The organism is Bradyrhizobium sp. S69 (genome assembly GCF_009766005.1).
Taxonomy (GTDB): domain Bacteria; phylum Pseudomonadota; class Alphaproteobacteria; order Rhizobiales; family Xanthobacteraceae; genus Bradyrhizobium.
The window spans coordinates 2,409-20,500 of the sequence record NZ_LMUK01000060.1 but is presented as its reverse complement, the minus strand read 5'-3'; the positions used below and the strand labels follow the sequence as shown (position 1 = coordinate 20,500).

At 64.5% G+C, this 18,092-nt stretch carries 14 protein-coding genes and 1 tRNA gene; 9 read left to right on the top strand and 6 right to left on the bottom strand.

The window, feature by feature from the left end; all coding sequences use genetic code 11:
* Positions 1–20 precede the first annotated feature (20 nt).
* From GSQ88_RS31800 to GSQ88_RS31785, 4 genes are all read right to left on the bottom strand, one after another.
* Positions 21–96 (bottom strand) — tRNA-Thr (locus GSQ88_RS31800).
* 98 nt (positions 97–194) lie between these two features.
* Positions 195–1,919 (bottom strand): heme biosynthesis protein HemY, encoded by a 1,725-nt coding sequence (locus GSQ88_RS31795; RefSeq protein ID WP_159012054.1) that lies wholly within the window; start codon positions 1,917–1,919, stop codon positions 195–197.
* Positions 1,920–1,926: 7 nt separating this feature from the next.
* Complete coding sequence (locus GSQ88_RS31790; protein WP_246785171.1) at positions 1,927–3,099, bottom strand: COG4223 family protein; 1,173 nt, start codon at positions 3,097–3,099, stop codon at positions 1,927–1,929.
* Between the two features lie 167 nt (positions 3,100–3,266).
* Positions 3,267–4,004 carry a uroporphyrinogen-III synthase gene (locus GSQ88_RS31785; protein ID WP_159012052.1) on the bottom strand — a complete coding sequence of 246 codons (738 nt, stop codon included), beginning with the start codon at positions 4,002–4,004 and terminating at the stop codon, positions 3,267–3,269.
* A gap of 268 nt (positions 4,005–4,272) precedes the next feature.
* Between GSQ88_RS31785 and tsaD the strand changes: the two genes are divergently transcribed.
* The 4 genes from tsaD (at position 4,273) to GSQ88_RS31765 (ending at position 8,676) form a co-directional block, all read left to right on the top strand.
* Positions 4,273–5,346, top strand: a complete 1,074-nt coding sequence (tsaD, locus tag GSQ88_RS31780) for a tRNA (adenosine(37)-N6)-threonylcarbamoyltransferase complex transferase subunit TsaD (RefSeq protein ID WP_159012050.1) — start codon at positions 4,273–4,275, stop codon at positions 5,344–5,346.
* Between the two features lie 275 nt (positions 5,347–5,621).
* A complete protein-coding gene (locus tag GSQ88_RS31775; RefSeq protein WP_159012048.1) occupies positions 5,622–6,602 on the top strand; it encodes an NAD(P)H-dependent glycerol-3-phosphate dehydrogenase in 981 nt (326 codons plus the stop codon).
* A 181-nt stretch (positions 6,603–6,783) separates the two neighbouring features.
* Positions 6,784–7,197 carry an EVE domain-containing protein gene (locus GSQ88_RS31770; RefSeq protein ID WP_159012046.1) on the top strand — a complete coding sequence of 138 codons (414 nt, stop codon included), beginning with the start codon at positions 6,784–6,786 and terminating at the stop codon, positions 7,195–7,197.
* Positions 7,198–7,386: 189 nt separating this feature from the next.
* A complete protein-coding gene (locus GSQ88_RS31765) occupies positions 7,387–8,676 on the top strand; it encodes a GGDEF domain-containing protein (RefSeq protein ID WP_159012043.1) in 1,290 nt (429 codons plus the stop codon).
* A 1,046-nt stretch (positions 8,677–9,722) separates the two neighbouring features.
* Here the strand turns inward: GSQ88_RS31765 and GSQ88_RS31760 are convergent.
* Complete coding sequence (locus GSQ88_RS31760; RefSeq protein WP_159012759.1) at positions 9,723–10,892, bottom strand: DNA topoisomerase IB; 1,170 nt, start codon at positions 10,890–10,892, stop codon at positions 9,723–9,725.
* Between the two features lie 461 nt (positions 10,893–11,353).
* Here GSQ88_RS31760 and acs point away from each other — a divergent pair, with 461 nt between their 5' ends.
* From acs to GSQ88_RS31745, 3 genes are all read left to right on the top strand, one after another.
* On the top strand, positions 11,354–13,306 hold the full coding sequence (gene acs / locus GSQ88_RS31755) for an acetate--CoA ligase (RefSeq protein WP_159012042.1): 1,953 nt from the start codon (positions 11,354–11,356) through the stop codon (positions 13,304–13,306).
* Between the two features lie 27 nt (positions 13,307–13,333).
* On the top strand, positions 13,334–13,738 hold the full coding sequence (locus GSQ88_RS31750) for a Kazal-type serine protease inhibitor family protein (RefSeq protein ID WP_159012041.1): 405 nt from the start codon (positions 13,334–13,336) through the stop codon (positions 13,736–13,738).
* 252 nt (positions 13,739–13,990) lie between these two features.
* Positions 13,991–14,503: a L,D-transpeptidase gene (locus GSQ88_RS31745; RefSeq protein ID WP_159012040.1), complete on the top strand. Its 513-nt coding sequence runs from the start codon at positions 13,991–13,993 to the stop codon at positions 14,501–14,503.
* A 59-nt stretch (positions 14,504–14,562) separates the two neighbouring features.
* Here GSQ88_RS31745 and GSQ88_RS31740 read toward each other — a convergent pair whose 3' ends face one another.
* Positions 14,563–14,802, bottom strand: a complete 240-nt coding sequence (locus GSQ88_RS31740; protein ID WP_159012038.1) for a DUF1674 domain-containing protein — start codon at positions 14,800–14,802, stop codon at positions 14,563–14,565.
* Positions 14,803–14,983: 181 nt separating this feature from the next.
* On the opposite strand from GSQ88_RS31740, the gene GSQ88_RS31735 reads away from it, so the two are divergent.
* The gene (locus GSQ88_RS31735; RefSeq protein ID WP_159012037.1) at positions 14,984–16,336 is read left to right on the top strand and encodes an RsmB/NOP family class I SAM-dependent RNA methyltransferase; all 1,353 of its coding nucleotides are present in this window, start codon (positions 14,984–14,986) and stop codon (positions 16,334–16,336) included.
* A 302-nt stretch (positions 16,337–16,638) separates the two neighbouring features.
* A partial coding sequence (locus GSQ88_RS31730; protein ID WP_174248185.1) for a heparinase II/III family protein occupies positions 16,639–18,092 on the top strand: 1,454 nt, incomplete at its 3' end.

The window sequence follows — 18,092 nt, the reverse complement described above, 5'->3', positions numbered from 1 at the left end:
GAACGGCAGCGGATGATACTTGGTGCCGCAAACAGGACTCGAACCTGTGACCCCGTCATTACGAATGACGTGCTCTACCAACTGAGCTATTGCGGCGAACCATGGCGCGGCTTCGGCAGCGGGCCGAAAACGCCCGCACCTGATATCGGGCGCGCCGCGATTTTGCAAGAAAAACGGGGCCTCCTGACCGGAACCTATCCGCCCCAGCGCGACAAAAACCCGCGCCAGCCGCCGGTCTGGCTGGTGGGGTGGATCGGTTCGGCGAATTCGCTGCCGGTCGCCTCGTCGTCGATCCCGGGGTCGTCGGGCGCCCGCACGATCGGGATCACCGCCGGAATGTTCGATAAGGCGGCCTTGGGCTGATCATGCCCGGCAAGATCTTGGCGCGCGCGAAACAGAGGCGCGGGCTGAGGCGGCTCGGCTGGGGGCGGCGGCGCGGCGGGTGCCGGTTCCGGCGCCAGTGTGACATCAGGCGAATTATCCTGTGGCGCCGCTGCGGTAGGCTCGATCGGGGCCACAGCGGGCTCCGCGGCAGGCTCGCTCGCGATGGCAGCCGGCGGTTCGCGCCGTGGCGCCGGCGGCGCCAGCATGGCTTCTTCAAACGGCGACGGCTCGATGGTGGCATTCTTGTCGGACGGCAATGCCGCGAGCGGCGCCTGCCAGACAAAGGCATCGAGCCGGCCGGTCACCGGCGATACCGGCCGCCAGGTCGAGGAGACATAACCGTCCGCGGTCCATACCGGATCATGCAGCGCCCGCACCGCGCGCAGGGTCCAGGCCCGCGCCCGGCCGCTATCGCCATGCTCGGTGCGTTCGATCTCGGCCATCAGCATCGCGACCCGCTGGGTCGGCGCGGCGATCAACGGCGCCAACGCCTCACGGGCGCGGACATATTCCGTGGCATCGATCGCGGCGCGCGCGAGCGCCAGCGCGCTTTCCGGATGACCCGGCGCCTTCGCCGCCAGCGTCTCCACGCGCACCAGCCGCTGCCGCGCGGAATCGCCCAGCCTGACATGGGCGTAGGCATCGGCCAGATCCGGATGCGGCTGCGCAAGCCACGCCGTCTCGACGATCCGCATCGAGCGCCGGATTTGATGCGCCTCGCTCTCATATTTGCTCGCGAGCACCGCGGCCGGCACCAATGTCGGCGCCAACTTGACCGCTTCCATCGCGGCTTCGCGCGCGCGGTCGCGATCGACCGTTTCCAGTTCCAGCGCGCGCGCGGTCAATAGCACGCCGCGCTGGCGCCGATACGCCGCTTTGTCGATCAGTCCCGACGACAAATTGGTGTCGAGGATCGCCAGCGCCCCGCTCCAGTCGCCCTTGGCGCAGCGGAACCCGAGCACCGCATGCGACGCCCAGGTCGAGGCCGGCGCGAGTTTCAAGGCTTCTTCCGCGATCGTCACCGCGGCGACCGGATCGTCGGCACGCTGGGCCTCGACGAACAATCCGCGCAAGCCCAACAACCTTGTGTCCTCACGCTCGGCCATGGCGCGAAAGGCGCGCTGCGCCCCGCCACGATCGCCATCAAGCTGCGCGGACTGGGCATGCAGCAACAGCGCCAGCGGATCCTGGCTTGCGTGACGGCGCGCAACTTCGGCATGGGCGCGGGCCGAGGAAGAATCGCCATGGCCGATCGCGAGCAGACCTTGCGTGATGGCGTGGCGGCCGCGCGCGAGGCGGCGCTCGCGCCGGCTGCGCCGAATGCCTTTCGGCATACGCCACAGCGCCAGCAATATCGTCCAGACCAGAATCGCCGCGGCAATGGCAATGCCGAGCAACATCACGAACACAGGCACCGTGGGATGAGCGCGCCAACCGCCCCAATTCATCACGACTTCGCCGGGCTGATCGGCAACCCATGCCGCGCCCCAGCCTGCGAACGCAATCAACAGCAGAAACAGAATGATCCTGATCATCGAAGGCCTATTGCGCGGGTTTGGCGAGCGACGCCATGGCGTCCGTCGCGAATTGGCGCGCCGCGGCGAGCGCCGCATCGCGCGCATCGGCCTTGTCGAGCCAGGATTGAGCCGCGGTGCGCTCCTCCAGCGGCAGCGTCTTCAATTCACGCCGCGCCTCGTTGGAATCGTTGCGCAGCGCCGCCGTCGTGACCCGCGCGACAATCGCGCCGCGATCATTGCCGACCGCGTCGATGCGCTCGATGCGGACCAGTTTTGCAGCACCCGCCCTCAGCCGATCGACAATATCGGGACTGACGCTGTCATTCTCCAGCACCGGCGGCGGCGACAGTTTTGGCACCAGCGTGAGCAGCTCGCGGCTCAGGATGGCCGCGGTCGGCACGCCATTGCCAGCAAAGCTCTCGAGCGAATTCAGCGCCGCGTCATCAGGGGCCAGCGATTTCGCCGCGCTCAGCGCATCCTTGAAGGGTTCGCCCTGCCGCACCGAAAGATCAAGCAGCGAGGCGACCACGACCCGGCGCAGCGCTATGTCATCGGCCGGCTTGGCGTTTTGCGGCGCGGTCGCGGCATGCACCGCGCTTTCGATTTGATCGAGACGCGCATTGATCGCGGACAGATCGACTGCCGCAGCAGTAGCGTCGACCGGCGCGGCAGTGGAATTGGCCGCACTGGAACTGGCGACGAGTTTTTCCGACTGCGCCCGCGTTGCGGCGAGTTCATCGCGCAGCGAGCCTTGCGATTTCTCCAGCGCCACGATCCGCGCCACCGTCGCCGGATCGGCTGCCGGCTTGCTGACCTTCTGCTCAAGGCCGGCGACGCGCGCAGCGATACCATCGACCGCGGCGACACTGACTTGCGGCGTCACGGGTGCCGGCTGAACCGCGGGCCAGCCCAGCACCCAGCCGACGCCGATCACCAGCGCTGCCGCGACCGCGCCCGAAACCGGCGCGATCACCCAAGGAGAAATCGGAGCAGCTGTCGGATGCGGCGGCTCGGTGGCGGCCGATTCCGCCGCCACGGTTTCGCCTGATCGGGCTTCCTCGGCTCGAGGCTCGTGTGAAGCGCTCTCGGGCGCGGCATCGCCGACCGGATCGCGGGTTTCACTGGATACCTCTGACGCCTCAAGGTCGATGGTGGGCGGCGCACGCCTGGCGCGGCCGAAATCCTGTGGCGGCGCCAAGTCTTCTCGAGATATGTCTTGTTGAGATGTGTCTTCTTGAGACGTGTCTTGAGGTGATTCCTGAGGGATTCCCTGGGGCCGTTCTTCAAGGCGATCATCGGCCATCGCGACTGTTCCTCATTCTGTCCTGGCTGGACCCTACCAGATTCGACGCTCTCTTAGCGCGATCAGGGGCGTAACGCACGCATCAGCGCCTCCAATAAGGCATTTTCATCGGGCCTGCTCGCGGTCAGGACCTGCGTCGCCCCGGCATCGCGGACCACCGAGGCCACCGCGTCGGAGATGCAGCATTGCGGTATCGCGAGCGCCGAGATTTCGACGCCGGCGGTTCGCGCTGCCTGCAAAAAGGCACGGGCGCTGCGCCGCGAATAATGCAGCACCGCGGCGATCTGGTTGGCCGCAAAACCCTCACGGGCCGCGGGCGGCAGTTCGGCGACCGGAATCATCCGGTAGGTGGTGTGGGTGACGACGGTAAAACCGCGCTCGCCGAGGTCGCCGGCGAGATCGCGCGCCAAATCGGCTCCGGCGAGATAAAGCAGCGTGCCGGCTTTCTTCAGACGTTTCGCCTTGACGCTGGCGAGCACGGCGTCACGCAAGGCGGCGACGCCGCCATCGGCGGCGATGACATCGCCAAAACCGGCGTGGCGGGCGGCCTGCGCGGTGTGTTCGCCGACCGCGAACAACGGCAGCTTGAGCAAGCGTTGGCCTGACGGGTGCCGCTCGAAGCCGCGCAGCGCGTTGGCGCTGGTGACGATGACCGCATGATAATGCGCATCCGAATCGTCCTGGAAGGCGAGCGCCTCGAACCGCAGCATCGGCGCCAGCAGCACCTCGAAGCCGCGCGCGTGCAAGGTCGCGGCGGTCGCCTCATTGTCCGGGTGCGGGCGGGTTACGAGAACAGCCATGCGTTAAACCCTCTGCCGCCGCTCGGAAAATTGCACTCCGAGACCCCATAATGCTACTGGATACAGTGGATCAACCTCATCCTGAGGATGCCCGACGAAGCGTAGCGAAGGCGGGCGTCTCGAAGGATGGCAGCTTGCACGGCCGTCATCCGCGGCCATCCTTCGAGACGCATCGCTCGCGCGATGCTCCCTCAGGATGAGGTCTTTTACTACGCAAACGCCGCTTTCGGCACTAGCGCAAGGGCTCAAATTGGCTAATGAAAAGTGGATGCTTGTGCTGGGCATCGAGACCACCTGCGATGAAACCGCCGCCGCCGTGGTCGAGCGCCAGGGCGATGGGTCGGGGCGGATTCTGTCCAACATCGTGCGTTCGCAGACCGAGGAGCATGTCCGCTTTGGCGGCGTGGTGCCGGAGATCGCCGCGCGCGCCCATGTCGATGCGCTCGACGGCATCATCGCCGCCGCGATGAAGGAGTCCGGTTTGCGCTTTTCGCAACTGTCGGCGGTCGCGGCCGCCGCGGGGCCGGGCCTGATCGGCGGCGTCATCGTCGGCCTGACCACGGCGAAGGCGATCGCGATGGTGCACGACACGCCGCTGATCGCCGTCAACCATCTCGAGGCCCACGCGCTGACGCCACGACTGACCTGCGCGCTGGCGTTTCCCTATTGCCTGTTCCTCGCCTCCGGCGGCCATACCCAGATCGTCGCCGTCACCGGCGTCGGACAATATGTCCGGCTCGGCACCACCGTCGACGACGCCATGGGCGAAGCCTTCGACAAGGTCGCAAAGATGCTCGGGCTGCCGTATCCCGGCGGGCCGGAAGTCGAGCGCGCCGCGCGCGGCGGCGATCCCAAACGATTTGCATTTCCCCGGCCGATGCTCGGGCGTCCGGATGCGAATTTCTCGCTGTCGGGATTGAAGACCGCTGTGCGCAACGAGGCCAGCCGGCTTGGCCCTTTGGAGCCGCAGGACATCGCAGATCTCTGCGCCGGCTTTCAAGCCGCGGTACTGGAATCGACCGCTGATAGACTGAGCGTCGGCTTGCGGCTGTTTCACGAGCAATTCGGTCCGCCACGAGCGCTGGTCGCCGCCGGCGGCGTCGCCGCCAATCAGGCAATCCGTGGCGCATTGCAGGATGTAGCCGCCAAAGCGCAGACCACGCTGATCATCCCGCCGCCTGCGTTATGCACCGACAACGGCGCGATGATCGCCTGGGCCGGCGCCGAGCGGCTGGCGCTCGGCATGATCGACACCCTGGACGCGCCGCCCCGCGCCCGCTGGCGGCTCGATGAAAATGCGATCGTGCCCGCGGGGTTTGCCAATACGCGGGCGGGGTTTTAGAGACGCCGATGGACAAGGAATCGCAGCACGCCCGGAACGAAGCGCCCCCACCCCAACCCTCCCCCGCACGCGGGAGAGGGAGTAGGCGGCATTCGCCGCAAACGCATGCCCTAAACCATTCGGGCAACAGCTACGCGTTTATCGGCCCCGCCCACCACACAACGAAGCGCGCCCCCTCTCCCGCTTGCGGGGGAGGGTTGGGATGGGGGATGGCCACGGGCTCGGCGTCGCGCATGGCTTTCCTCACCCCCCGATCAAAAGGATAGGGCCCTCCAATGCCGTCCTTTAACTCCGTTGCGGTGATCGGAGCCGGTGCGTGGGGCACGGCGCTGGCGGGTGTCGCCGCGCGGGCCGGACGCGATGTCGTGCTGTATGCGCGGGATGCGGCGCATGCGGCACACATCATTGCGGCACGCGAGAATCCGAGGTTGCCGGGCGTGCGGCTCGCGGCCGATATCACGGTGACCACCGATCTGGCGCTGGCAGGACGCGCCGATATCATCCTGATCGCCACGCCCGCGCAACATTTACGCGGCGCGGCCAACGTACTCGCGCCGTATCTTGCGAAGGGCACGCCGATCATCGCCTGCGCCAAAGGCATCGAGCGCGGCACGCACAAATTCATGACCGAGGTGATCGCGGAAGCCGCGCCCCATGCGACGCCCGCGATCCTGTCCGGACCCGGATTTGCCGACGACGTCGCGCGCGGGCTTCCCACCGCGGTGACCTTGGCGGCACATGATGAAGCGCTCGCCAGCGCATTGGTGCAGGCGCTGGGCTCTTCGACGTTCCGGCCCTATCACTCGACGGATATTCGCGGCGTCGAGATCGGCGGCGCCGCGAAGAACGTGCTGGCGATCGCTGCCGGCATCGCGGTCGGCCGCAAGCTCGGCGCCTCGGCGCTGGCGGCGCTGACCACGCGCGGCTTTTCGGAACTGGTGCGGCTCGGCCATGCCTGCGGCGCGCGCAGCGAGACCATGGCCGGGCTGTCGGGCCTGGGAGACCTGATCCTGACCTGCTCCAATCAACAATCGCGCAATTTCGCGCTCGGCATCGCGCTCGGCCGTGGCGAAGCGCCGCCGCCGGGAAAACTCGCCGAGGGCGAATTCACCGCGCCGGTGCTGATCGAGCTCGCGGTTTCGAAAAATATCGATATGCCGGTATCATCGGCGGTCGCCGCGATATTGAACGGCGCGGTTACCATTGACGCAGCGATCGAAGGCCTGCTGACGCGGCCATTCAAGGCGGAGGGATAACCTTCACTTCGTCATGCCCTGCGCAAAAGCGCGAAGCGCGTCTTCAGTCTCCTTGTCGCGGGCATCCACGTCTTGATAATAGTGTTGAAGGAAGACGTGGATGGCCGGAACATAGGCGAGCGGAAGCGACGCCGTCCTTCGGACGGCTATGTCCGGCCATGACGAATAGAAGAGGGACGACATGAATTATTGGCTGGTGAAGTCGGAGCCCTCGACCTGGTCGTGGGATCAGCAGTTGGCAAAAGGCGCCAAGGGCGAAGCCTGGACCGGCGTGCGCAATTTCACCGCGCGGCAAAACCTCGTGAAGATGAAGAAAGGCGACCGCGCCTTCTTCTATCATTCCAACGAGGGCAAGGAGATCGTCGGGATCGCGGAGATCATCAAGGAGGCCTATCCCGACCCGACCGACAAGACCGAAAAATTCGTCTGCGTCGACATCAAGGCCGACAAGCCCCTGAAGATTCCGGTGACGATGGCCGCGATCAAGGCCGACAAGAAGCTCGCCGAAATGGCCCTGGTAAAATATTCGCGGCTGTCCGTGCAGCCGGTGACTGCGGACGAGTGGAAGATGGTCTGCAAGATGGGCGGGCTTTAGGGCCGCCACCTCAATAGGTATTATAAAACCTCTCGCTCCTCCCCGGTCCCCGCCCCTCCCCGCAGGGGAAATTTAGCATTTCAGGCGCTTACTCCAAACCTTGCGGCCAGAATAACGCCGGGAGAGGAACAGGTTTTGAAATCGGGTGCCAGCAGCCTGAGCCCGACACCGCTCGACGACACAGCGAGCGTGTCCATAACGCCCGCTCTCGAAGCCGAGACCGAACGGCTGCTGTCGCAACGTACCCGCGATATCCGGTTTTCTCCCGAGATGATTCTGGCCTACCGCCAGAAGGAATGGCCGCAGCGAAGCAAGATTTCGCGCGCATGGATGATCTGGGTCGCGCTGATCAGCATGGCGTTCGTGCCGATCAGCTACCTTCTCGCTCCCGAATTCCTAGTCCTCACCACCCTTATCAGCGGGCTGCTGGTTCCGGCCCTGCACGCCTGTGCCTATCTGGTCTGGCGAAAGCCCCGCAGCGCCACGGTCGAAGGCCTGTCGCTGCTGCTTCTGATGATCAGCGTCATGATGGCTTACGGCTTCCTCGCCGCCGCGGCCGGCGGCACCGACGATGAGCGTTTCCTCACCTGCATCATGTATGTGAACACCATCGCGATCGTGGTGTTCAATGTCGACTATGTCTGGACGCTGGCCCTGATGGCCTGCTCCGCGGCCACCTTTTTCGGCTTTGAAATCTTCAATCCCGCGATCGACCTCAAGGAAGCGATCGGCACTACGGTGTTTTATGCGATGGGAATCTATGCGGCGACCGTCGCGCGCAAGACCCAGTCGATCCTCGCTCGAAAAGCCTTCCTGATGTCGCTGCGCAGCGAGTTTCGCAGCGACGCGCTGAAAAGCGCCAATCATCAGTTGGAAATCCTGGCGACACACGACCCTCTCACCGGGTTAGGCAATCGCCGCTCGGCGACCGACCTGATCGAGAAGCTCTGGCGCGATCCGACGATCTCGAAAGCCAGTATCGCGTTCATCATGGCCGATATCGACTGGTTCAAGCGGCTGAACGATACCGCCGGCCACGCCGCCGGCGACGAGTGCATCAGGCGCGTCGCCATGACGATCGAGGATTCGGTGCGGTTGGGCGAAGACGCCGTCTTTCGCTATGGCGGCGAGGAATTCCTCGTCGTTCTCGCGCACGCCTCGCCCGATCTGGCCTGGACGATCGCGGAACGCATCCGCTGCTCGGTGCAGGCGCTCGCCATCGTCAATCCTGGAACTGATCCCGTCGACGGTTCGGACAATTTGGTGACGATCAGCCTCGGCGTCGCGTTCGCGCAAGAAGCTGCCGCGCCGGAGACCGTCGCCAAATGGGCCGACGACGCCCTCTACGACGCCAAGCGTGGCGGCAGGAACATCGTGTTCTTGTCGAACGCTCACGCCGCCGACGATTCGTGCCATTTGCAGCCGCTGCCGCACAGCCCCGGCAGTTCGGCGACGAATTCCATCGGGGTTGTGGCTTAGGCTATCCTCGCTTCGCACAGCCAACGCGCGCTCCTCACCATGAGGGCACCAACGGTCAAAGTAGTCTTCGCTTCTCCGCTTATGCAGAGGGGAAGAAAAACACTTCGGGCGATCAAATAACCTTGACAGCGATTGCCGCTACTCCGGTGAGTTGCCCGTCGTGCCAATGTGTCGCAGCAAATCGTTGTTGATCGTGAGGGCAAATCACCTTCACTTCTTACGTCATCCCGCACCGCAAGAGGGGCGTTTCGCGATCGCCACGGACGTTGGGCGCGGGGAGCGATGGACGCGAGAGTGCCGCGAGACGAACGGCACTGACGCGTACGGCAAAGTCGTGTGGTCCTGACGCCCCGATGGCAGGTGTCAAATTCTTGGGAAGCTCACGCTTCTTGGGAATGACGGTGACAAGCAAGCCAGGTCTCGCCGGGGAGAGCACGGAATAAGCCGTAGAACCATTGCGCAGGGAAGGCCGGAGTGTTTCCGCTGAACCTGTATGCTCGTGTGCGTTTTTGTTTGCTACTTTTGCACACGGGACGCGGGTGCAGCGCGCACCCGGTCTTCCCTGCGCCCTCTCTTGAGGGTCGCACTGCGCCCTCTCTTTTTGGGGCGAACGAATTTGCAAAACTCGGGCGCAGTGTGTCGCGAGAATGCAGGGTTGTGTTTGGTGATCGTAGCCCGGATGAGCTCTTGCGATATCCGGGTCTTCGCCGCGGTCCCGCATATCGCAAGAGCTCATGCGGGCTACAGGCTATCAATGTCATTGCGAGGAGCACTTGCGACGAAGCAATCCAGCTCTTCCCTGTTGCATGGATTGCTTCGCTAACGCTCGCAATGACGGTCGTTGATGATTGGTCGTTTGAAAATTGAATCGAAAGCGTGAGGCGAGCGAGCCCTGCTTACTTTCCCCTCTCCCCTTGTGGGAGAGGGTGGATCGACGACGCGAAGCGGCGGCGAGGCGGGTGAGGGGTATCAGCCTATCGTTATGTCGCGACCCCTCATCCGGCGCTTCGCGCCACCTTCTCTCACAAGGGGAGAAGGAAGAAAGGTTACGCCGCCGCGGCCGTCACGACTTGCGCCAGGAGCTGCTCGCGCTTGGATTGCGAGCGGTAGCCTTTCATGGTCGCGGCGAAGCGCTCGAGGATGCCGTCTTCGAACGCGGTGACGATGGTGTCGTGCACATAGCTCTTGCGGCAGATCGCCGGCGTGTTCGACAGCTCATCGGCGGCGGCGCGGACCGCTTCCAGTACCTGCTTGTTGCGGCCGCGGGCGCTGGCGGCGGGCGAAATGCGCGACAGCGATTCCAGCACCACGGCGGACGCCATCAGGGTGCGGAAATCCTTCAGCGAAATCTTGATGCCGGCGATCTCGCGCAGGAACGCATTCACCGTGGTGGTCGAGGCCGCACGGACCACGCCGGAATTGTCGCGGTACTGGAACATGCGCTTGCCGGGCACGGTGCGCAGGATGCCGATCGCGCGCACCAGCTTGGCGGCGTTGCATTCCTTGCGCGTGGCCTTGCCGCCCTTGGCCTTGAAGGTCAGCACCACATTGTCGTCTTCCAGCGTGACGTTGGATTTCAGCATGGTGGTGGCGCCGCGGGTGCCGTTGAGGCGCGCGTAGGATTCATTGCCGGGCCGGATCGCTGTGCGCGCGATCAATTCGATCACCGCCGACAGCGCGAATTCGCGGGTCGGGGTGTCGCCGGACAGATGCATCGACACGTTACGGCGGATTTTCGGCAGCGCCGCGACCAGCTTGCCCAGCCGATGCGCCTTGCGCTGTTCGCGGACCTTCTCCCAGTCGGCGTGGTAGCGGTATTGCAGCCGGCCCGCGGCATCGCGGCCGACGGCCTGCAAATGCGAGGTCGGATCCGGCGAATAGCGGACTTCCTGATAGGCCGGGGGCACCGCCATCGAATTCAGGCGCCGGATGGTGCCGACATGCCGGATCGGCGTGCCATTGGCCCGAATGAAGGAATAGCTCTTGCCGCGCTTGATGCGCCGGATGGTGAGTTCGTTCTGATCGCCGAGCGTCAGGCCAAGCTCGCCGGCCAAATCTTCAACGGAGGTTTTGGCGACGATGCCAGTGATGGCGGGCTTGGTCGCGCCGCGCGCCTTGACCGGCGTTTTGGGCAGTTGCCCGAGCGCTCGCGCCAGCGCCACGGCGGGATCTGCGGAAACGGGCCGCGTAGCCTCGAAATTCTGCTGATCCATCATAGCCATAGTTCGCCTGCTTCACCTGTGCTTCCGGTAATGCCCGTTGTTATGGCTTGGTTCCGGCGGGACGCTCTGGCCCCGGGGAGGCCATTTAGGGGGTAAGCCAGCCCATTGCGAGTCCCGAATCTGTCGCAGGAGGTTTCCAGATACCGGTCATGGCTCCCATTCGCGCGATAACGTTGATTTAAGGCTGCGGCGAAACGCGAAAGTGATGGCTTCGGGAGGATGGACCGACGACGACCGGGGCCGCGACCGCCGCGATCTAAAGCGTTTTCGAGCCAAGTGGGAACCGGTTCGCGTGAAGAAAACGGGTCAAAACAAAACCGCACCGACCAAGGTCGGAGAGGTTTCCGCCTTGTCGCGAGGCAGCGCGGCGACGCATAATCAAGACAACGATCAAGAGGGCTGGTGGCCGCCAAATCCACCCTAATGGTGCCGCCGGTTGGAAGGGGAGAATGACGATGTCCGAGAAGATTTACGACGTATCCGCGGAATGGGCCAAGCGCGCCTTTGTCGACCAGCACAAATATCAGGAGATGTATGCCCGCTCGATTTCGGACCCGAAGGGATTCTGGACCGAGCAGGCCAAGCGCATCGACTGGATCGAGCCCTTCACCAAGGTGGAGAACACCTCCTTCGCGCCGGGCAATATCTCGATCAAATGGTTCGAGGACGGCGTGCTCAACGTCGCCGCCAATTGCATCGACCGCCATCTGGCCAAGCGCGGCGACCAGACCGCGATCATCTGGGAAGGCGACAACCCCTCCGAGTCCAAGCACATCACCTATCGGCAGTTGCACGACGAAGTTGGCAAGATGGCCAACATCCTGCGCACGCGTAACGTCAAGAAGGGCGACCGCGTCACGATCTATCTGCCGATGATTCCGGAAGCCGCCTACGCGATGCTGGCCTGCGCAAGGATCGGCGCCATCCACTCGGTGGTGTTCGCGGGCTTCTCGCCCGACAGCCTGGCCCAGCGCATCGGCGACTGCCAGTCCAAGATCGTGATCACCGCCGACGAAGGCTTGCGCGGCGGCAAGAAGGTGCCGCTGAAGGCCAATGTCGATGCTGCGATCGCCAAAAGCGGCGGCGTCGATTGGGTCGTCGTGGTCAAGCGCACCGGCACCCCCGTCGAGATGAATCCGTCGCGCGATTTCTGGTACCACGACGCGGCCGAGATGGTAACGACGGAATGTCCCGCGGAGCCGATGAACGCGGAAGATCCGCTGTTCATCCTCTACACCTCGGGCTCCACCGGCCAGCCCAAGGGCGTGCTGCATACGTCAGGCGGCTATCTCGTCTTCGCGTCGATGACGCACCACTATGTGTTCGATTATCACGACGGCGACGTTTACTGGTGCACCGCCGATGTCGGCTGGGTCACCGGCCACAGCTACATCCTCTATGGACCGCTGGCCAACGGCGCGACCACGCTGATGTTCGAAGGCGTGCCGAACTATCCCGATCATTCGCGATTCTGGAACGTGATCGACAAGCACAAGGTCAATATCTTCTACACCGCGCCGACCGCGATCCGCGCGCTGATGCAAGGCGGCGACGAACCCGTGAAGAAGACCTCGCGCAAGAGCCTGCGCCTGCTCGGGAGCGTCGGCGAACCGATCAATCCGGAAGCCTGGGAATGGTATTATCGCGTGGTCGGCGACGAGCGCTGTCCGATCGTCGATACCTGGTGGCAGACCGAAACCGGCGGCATCCTGATCACGCCGCTGCCGGGCGCCACCAAGCTCAAACCCGGTTCGGCGACGCAGCCGTTCTTCGGCGTGGTGCCTGAAATCGTCGATGCCGACGGCAAGGTGCTGGACGGCGAAACCAGCGGCAATCTCTGCATCGCAAGGTCGTGGCCGGGGCAGATGCGCACCGTCTATGGCGACCACGCCCGCTTCGAGCAGACCTACTTCTCGACCTACAAGGGCAAATACTTCACCGGCGACGGCTGCCGCCGCGACGCCGACGGCTATTACTGGATCACCGGCCGGGTCGATGACGTGATCAACGTCTCCGGCCATCGCATGGGTACCGCCGAAGTCGAAAGCTCGCTGGTGGCGCATGAGGCGGTGTCGGAAGCCGCCGTGGTCGGCTATCCCCACGACATCAAGGGCCAGGGCATCTATGCCTATGTGACCTTGATGAACGGCAGGGAACCTAGCGACGCCTTGCGCAAGGAACTGGTCGCCTGGGTGCGCAAGGACATCGGTCCGATCGCCTCGCCGGACCTCATTCAATTCGCGCCCGGCCTGCCCAAGACCCGCTCCGGCAAGATCATGCGCCGCATCCTGCGCAAGATTGCCGAAGACGAGCCGGGCAGTCTCGGCGATACTTCAACCTTGGCGGATCCCGCCGTGGTCGATGATCTGGTGGCACATCGGCAGAACAAGAAGGGCGCGGAGGGGTAGTTCCTCCGCGGGCAGAGAGAGGGGCTCATGCGGTTGCATCTCGGACGTCTGGTCTTGGCGGTACTCGTTGTCGTATCCGGCGCTGCGCTGGGCTCGCCCCGCGCGGGCGCCGCCAATCTCGACGAGGCCTGCGGCGGCCCGCAGAAAATAACCTGCAACTCGGCGCTTTATTGCCAGCTTCCGGCCGGGCAATGCAGCAGCCCCGATACCGCCGGTACGTGCCTCAAGGCGCCCGACTTCTGCATGCGGGTTTCCCGGCCGGTGTGCGGCTGCAACGGCAAGACCTACGCCAACGAATGCGAAGCCCGCAAAGCCAGGGTCGCGATCGACACGACTGGGGCCTGCAAGAAGCCGCCAGCGGCGGAAGGTGCGCCGGCGGCCAAGCCCGCGGCAAAGAAAAAGAAGAAGAAAACTCCGGCACCAGCCCAATAGGCAAGGTCACCGAGGACGCCTCACGGCATCGTCAGCGCTCGCCGGGCGTTTCCCGGCGAGTGTTGTTTTCAAGTCATTTACTTTAATTCGAACATTTTCTTACCTCACCCCCGCCAAATTCATCCAACGGCCCGCGTGGAAACCGCCTGGTTAAGGCACGCGGTTAAAAATACGTAGGCAAGCCGGCGTTTCGCCGAGGTTTGAGATTTTTGACCGCTCCGCTGGGGCGGTAGTAGCGAACTGGAGAACATAATGTCGCTGAGGATTGCGGTGGCGCTGGCAGCCACTATCGGGGCGGGCGTGTTGATGTCGGGCGCGGCCCAGGCGCGGCCGGACATGGTCGGCTTCCGGGGCGATTATTCGCCGGGAACGATCGTGGTGAAGACCAATGAGCGCCGGCTTTATCTCGTGGTCGATCCCGGTCACGCGATGCGCTATCCGGTCGGCGTCGGCAAGGCCGGCAAGCAATGGGCTGGCGTCACCCAGATCGACGGCAAATACCGCAGCCCGGCCTGGTCGCCGCCCGCCGAGGTCCGGCATGACAAACCGTCGATCGCGAGCGTGATTCCGGGCGGTTCGCCGCACAATCCGATGGGCGTCGCCGCGATGACCTTGGCCGGTGGTGAATATGCCATCCACGGCACCAACGTGCCGAATTCGATCGGCGGCTTCGTCTCCTATGGCTGCATCCGGATGTATAACGAGGACATCAGCGACCTCTACCAGCGCGTCTCGGTCGGCACGACCGTGGTGGTCTCACGCTGATCCGACGACTTCACGACCTTCAAAAGCCGCGCCTCGGCGTGGCTTTTTCGTCTCCGGCCTCAAAAATCCGAGGCGATACCTTTATTTTCCCAATCCCCGAAGCGGGTCGGTTCCGGCCCCTTCGGCCCCTGCAGCTCTTTTGCCAGCGGGTGAGCCTTGGCAGCGGTGGCTTGCCGCCGCGCTTCAGCTTCGGCGAGCGCGCGCTTGGCGGCCTCGGGCAGCGGCTTGCGTTCCGGCTCAGATGCAGTAGCCCTGAGCAACGAAGGATCGGGCGGCGAGGGCGAGGGATCCTGGGGCATCTTTTGCGGCTTTCAGCGAGAACTCGTATTCAAACCTTCGGCATCCAGATCATACCTGAACTTTGAAATCATGAAGGCGATTCTTATATTTGGCATATTCGCATGCGAGAGCAGTGCACCCCTCCGATGGTAGCCTTGTTCCGCCAAGCCGCCGTCACCGCTTCCGAGATGTTCCCAAGCAATGCCTCCTCAACGATTCGCTTTGCCAACCGAAGTGCCTGGTCTCGCGGCGCGGCGGATCGCAGCCGATATTCTTGACGGCGTGCTGCACAAGCACCGCCAGCTCGACGATCAACTCGACGGCGCCGGCGCGCATCCCGGACTGAAGACGCTCTCCGATCGCGACCGTGCCTTGATGCGGCGGCTGGTGGCGACGATCCTGCGGCGGCTCGGCACCCTCGGCCATGTGCTGTCGCGGCTGCTCAATCGCGGCATTCCGACCGACGCGCCGCGCGCGCAGAGCGCGCTGTTGATCGGCGCCGCGCAGATTCTCTGGATGGATGTGCCCGATCACGCCGCGGTCGACCTGTCGGTGCGGCTGGTGCAATCGGACCGGCGCGCCGCGAAATATGCCGGGCTCGTCAACGCGGTGCTGCGCCGCTGCGCGCGCGAGGGCGAAGCGCTGATCGCAGAGGTCAAGGCCGAACGGCTCGATGTCGCGCCATGGCTGCTGCAACGCTGGACCGCCCATTACGGCGAAACAATTGCCCGCGACATCGCCACCGCGATCGGCCATGAGCCGTCGCTCGACATCACCGTGAAATCGGACACCGCGCAATGGGCGACGCGCCTGCATGGCGAAACGCTGCCGACCGGGTCGGTGCGCACGCTGCTGCAAGGCTCGGTGACGATGCTGCCGGGATTCAGCGAGGGCCAATGGTGGGTGCAGGACGCCGCCGCCGCATTGCCGGTCCGGCTGTTCGGCGACGTCGCCGGTAAAAACATCGCCGATCTTTGCGCGGCGCCAGGCGGCAAGACCGCCCAGCTCGCGCAAGCCGGCGCGCACGTCACCGCGGTCGACCGTTCCCCAAACCGCATGGCACGGCTGCGCGACAATCTGGTTCGGCTCGCGTTGGAGGCCGAAACCGTCGTGGTCGACGCCGCCGAATGGCCGGGCGGCACCAATGGCGGCAATTTCGACGGCATCTTGATCGATGCCCCCTGTACCTCGACCGGAACCATCCGCCGCCACCCCGACATCGGCTGGCTCCGGCAGGAAGCCGATATCGCCCCGCTGGTCGCGCTGCAGCAACGGTTGCTGCAGCGGGCGGTCACTCTGCTGCGGCCCGGCGGCACCCTGGTCTACTGCACCTGCTCGCTGGAACCGGAAGAAGGCGAACAGGCCGTATCGACCTTTCTCGCCGCTGAGCCGTCGATGCGCCGGGCGCCGGTCGAGGCCGGCGAGGTCGCGGGCCTCGCCGAGATCCTGACCGCGGAAGGCGATTTGCGGACCCTGCCCAGCCATTTACCGCGGGACGAGCCGAGGCTGAGCGGGCTCGACGGCTTTTACGCCGCGCGGCTGGTTAAATCATGATTTTGCACTGTATTTTCAGACCGAGTCGTTGATTCGCGTACTTTCAAGATGGTGTCTTGACCGCGTTTCCGGATTAAAAGGATTCGCAAGATTCCCTCCCGACCGAGTGTGCGGCTTTAGAAGTTCTTTTCGCCTCCGGAAGCGAAGAGGACTTCTGAACCGGACCCATACTCGAATCATGTTTTCCTGGCGTCCCCTCGAATCCGAAGTTCGCTAAGGGGGTGACGCAATTTCGAGCGAACTTCGGGACACTTAGGCAAGGCGTGTCGGTCGCTCAACGCAGACGCATTTCGACGCTGATCATGGGCCGCTTCGCGCGGAACATGATGGCGCGCGCAAGTGGCGGCTCGGTAGCGCTGTCGCGGCTGTGGCCCGGCCGCGCCGATCGGCTGATCATCGCACCGCACGACCTGCGCACGGCCGACGCCACCCGGGCCGCCGAAATCTATGCCGGCCGCTTTGTGTTCGCCGGCAAGATCGTCACCTGCCACGGACGCTCGATCTTCGATCTCGAGCCGCCATCGGAAGATTGGGAGGTGGCGCTACTCGGCTTCGGATGGCTGCGGCATTTGCGCGCGGCCGATACCGCGCTGACCCGCGCCAATGCTCGTTCGCTGGTCGACGACTGGATGTCGAATCCTGCGAAGAAACGCCCGGTGAGCCGCCGCGCCGACGTGATGGCCCGCCGCGTGATCTCGCTGTTGTCGCAGGCCCCGCTGGTGCTCAGCGACACCGACAGCAAATTCTACCGGCGCTATCTGCGCGGCCTGACCCGCGATATCCGCCATTTGCGCTACGCCATGCTCGATATGCCCGACGGCGTGCCGCGGCTGCAGGTGGTGATCGCGCTGTGCTACGCCTCGCTCTGCCTTGCCAACCAGGCGCGCCACATCCGAGGCGCCACACGAAAACTCTCCGACGAGTTGGCGCGACAGATCCTGCCCGATGGCGGCCACATCTCGCGCAATCCTGGCGCGCTGATCGAGCTGTTGATCGATCTGTTGCCGCTACGGCAGACCTTCGCCGCCCGTAACATCGCGCCGCCGCCAGCCTTGTTGAACGCGATCGACCGCATGATGCCGATGCTGCGTTTCTTCCGCCATGGCGACGGCAGCTTCGCGCTGTTCAACGGCATGAGCAGCGCGCCTTCCGATCTCCTGGCAACGCTGCTCGCCTATGACGATGCGCACGGCGCGCCGATGGCGAACATGCCGCATACCGGCTTTCAGAGGCTCGATGCCGGTGCGATGACCGTGATCGTGGACACCGGCCCGCCGCCACCGGCGAATGTCAGCCACGACGCCCATGCCGGCTGCCTGTCATTCGAGTTGTCGTCAGGCCTAAGCCGGATCGTCATCAATTGCGGCATGCCGTCGACCGGCCGCGACAATTGGCGGGTGTTCGCGCGCAGCACGCCGGCGCATTCGACGCTGACTTATCACGAGACGTCGTCGTGCCAATTCGTCGAATTGTCGGCGATGAAGCGGCTGCTGCAGGGATCGCCGATCATTGGCGGGCCGACCCATGTCGAGAGCTATCGCGAGGCGGTCGCCAATGGCGAGCTGCTGACCGCCTCGCACGACGGCTATCTCGCGCGCTATGGCGTCGTGCATCGCCGCGTCTTGATGGCCTCGCATGACGGCTCCAGGCTCGACGGCGAGGACACGCTGGCGCCGGCGCCGGGCGCCCGGATCAAGGGCCACGATACCGACTATGCGCTGCGGTTTCATCTGCACCCGTCGGTGAAGTCGAGCCG

Coding starts and splice junctions, on each gene's coding strand:
- GSQ88_RS31775 (WP_159012048.1), top strand. CDS start 5,622: ATGCCGTCCTTTAACTCCGTTGCGGTGATCGGAGCCGGTGCGTGGGGC.
- tsaD (WP_159012050.1), top strand. CDS start 4,273: ATGCTTGTGCTGGGCATCGAGACCACCTGCGATGAAACCGCCGCCGCC.
- GSQ88_RS31740 (WP_159012038.1), bottom strand. CDS start 14,802: ATGCCCCAGGATCCCTCGCCCTCGCCGCCCGATCCTTCGTTGCTCAGG.
- acs (WP_159012042.1), top strand. CDS start 11,354: ATGTCCGAGAAGATTTACGACGTATCCGCGGAATGGGCCAAGCGCGCC.
- GSQ88_RS31750 (WP_159012041.1), top strand. CDS start 13,334: ATGCGGTTGCATCTCGGACGTCTGGTCTTGGCGGTACTCGTTGTCGTA.
- GSQ88_RS31760 (WP_159012759.1), bottom strand. CDS start 10,892: ATGATGGATCAGCAGAATTTCGAGGCTACGCGGCCCGTTTCCGCAGAT.
- GSQ88_RS31770 (WP_159012046.1), top strand. CDS start 6,784: ATGAATTATTGGCTGGTGAAGTCGGAGCCCTCGACCTGGTCGTGGGAT.
- GSQ88_RS31735 (WP_159012037.1), top strand. CDS start 14,984: ATGCCTCCTCAACGATTCGCTTTGCCAACCGAAGTGCCTGGTCTCGCG.
- GSQ88_RS31785 (WP_159012052.1), bottom strand. CDS start 4,004: ATGGCTGTTCTCGTAACCCGCCCGCACCCGGACAATGAGGCGACCGCC.
- GSQ88_RS31795 (WP_159012054.1), bottom strand. CDS start 1,919: ATGATCAGGATCATTCTGTTTCTGCTGTTGATTGCGTTCGCAGGCTGG.
- GSQ88_RS31745 (WP_159012040.1), top strand. CDS start 13,991: ATGTCGCTGAGGATTGCGGTGGCGCTGGCAGCCACTATCGGGGCGGGC.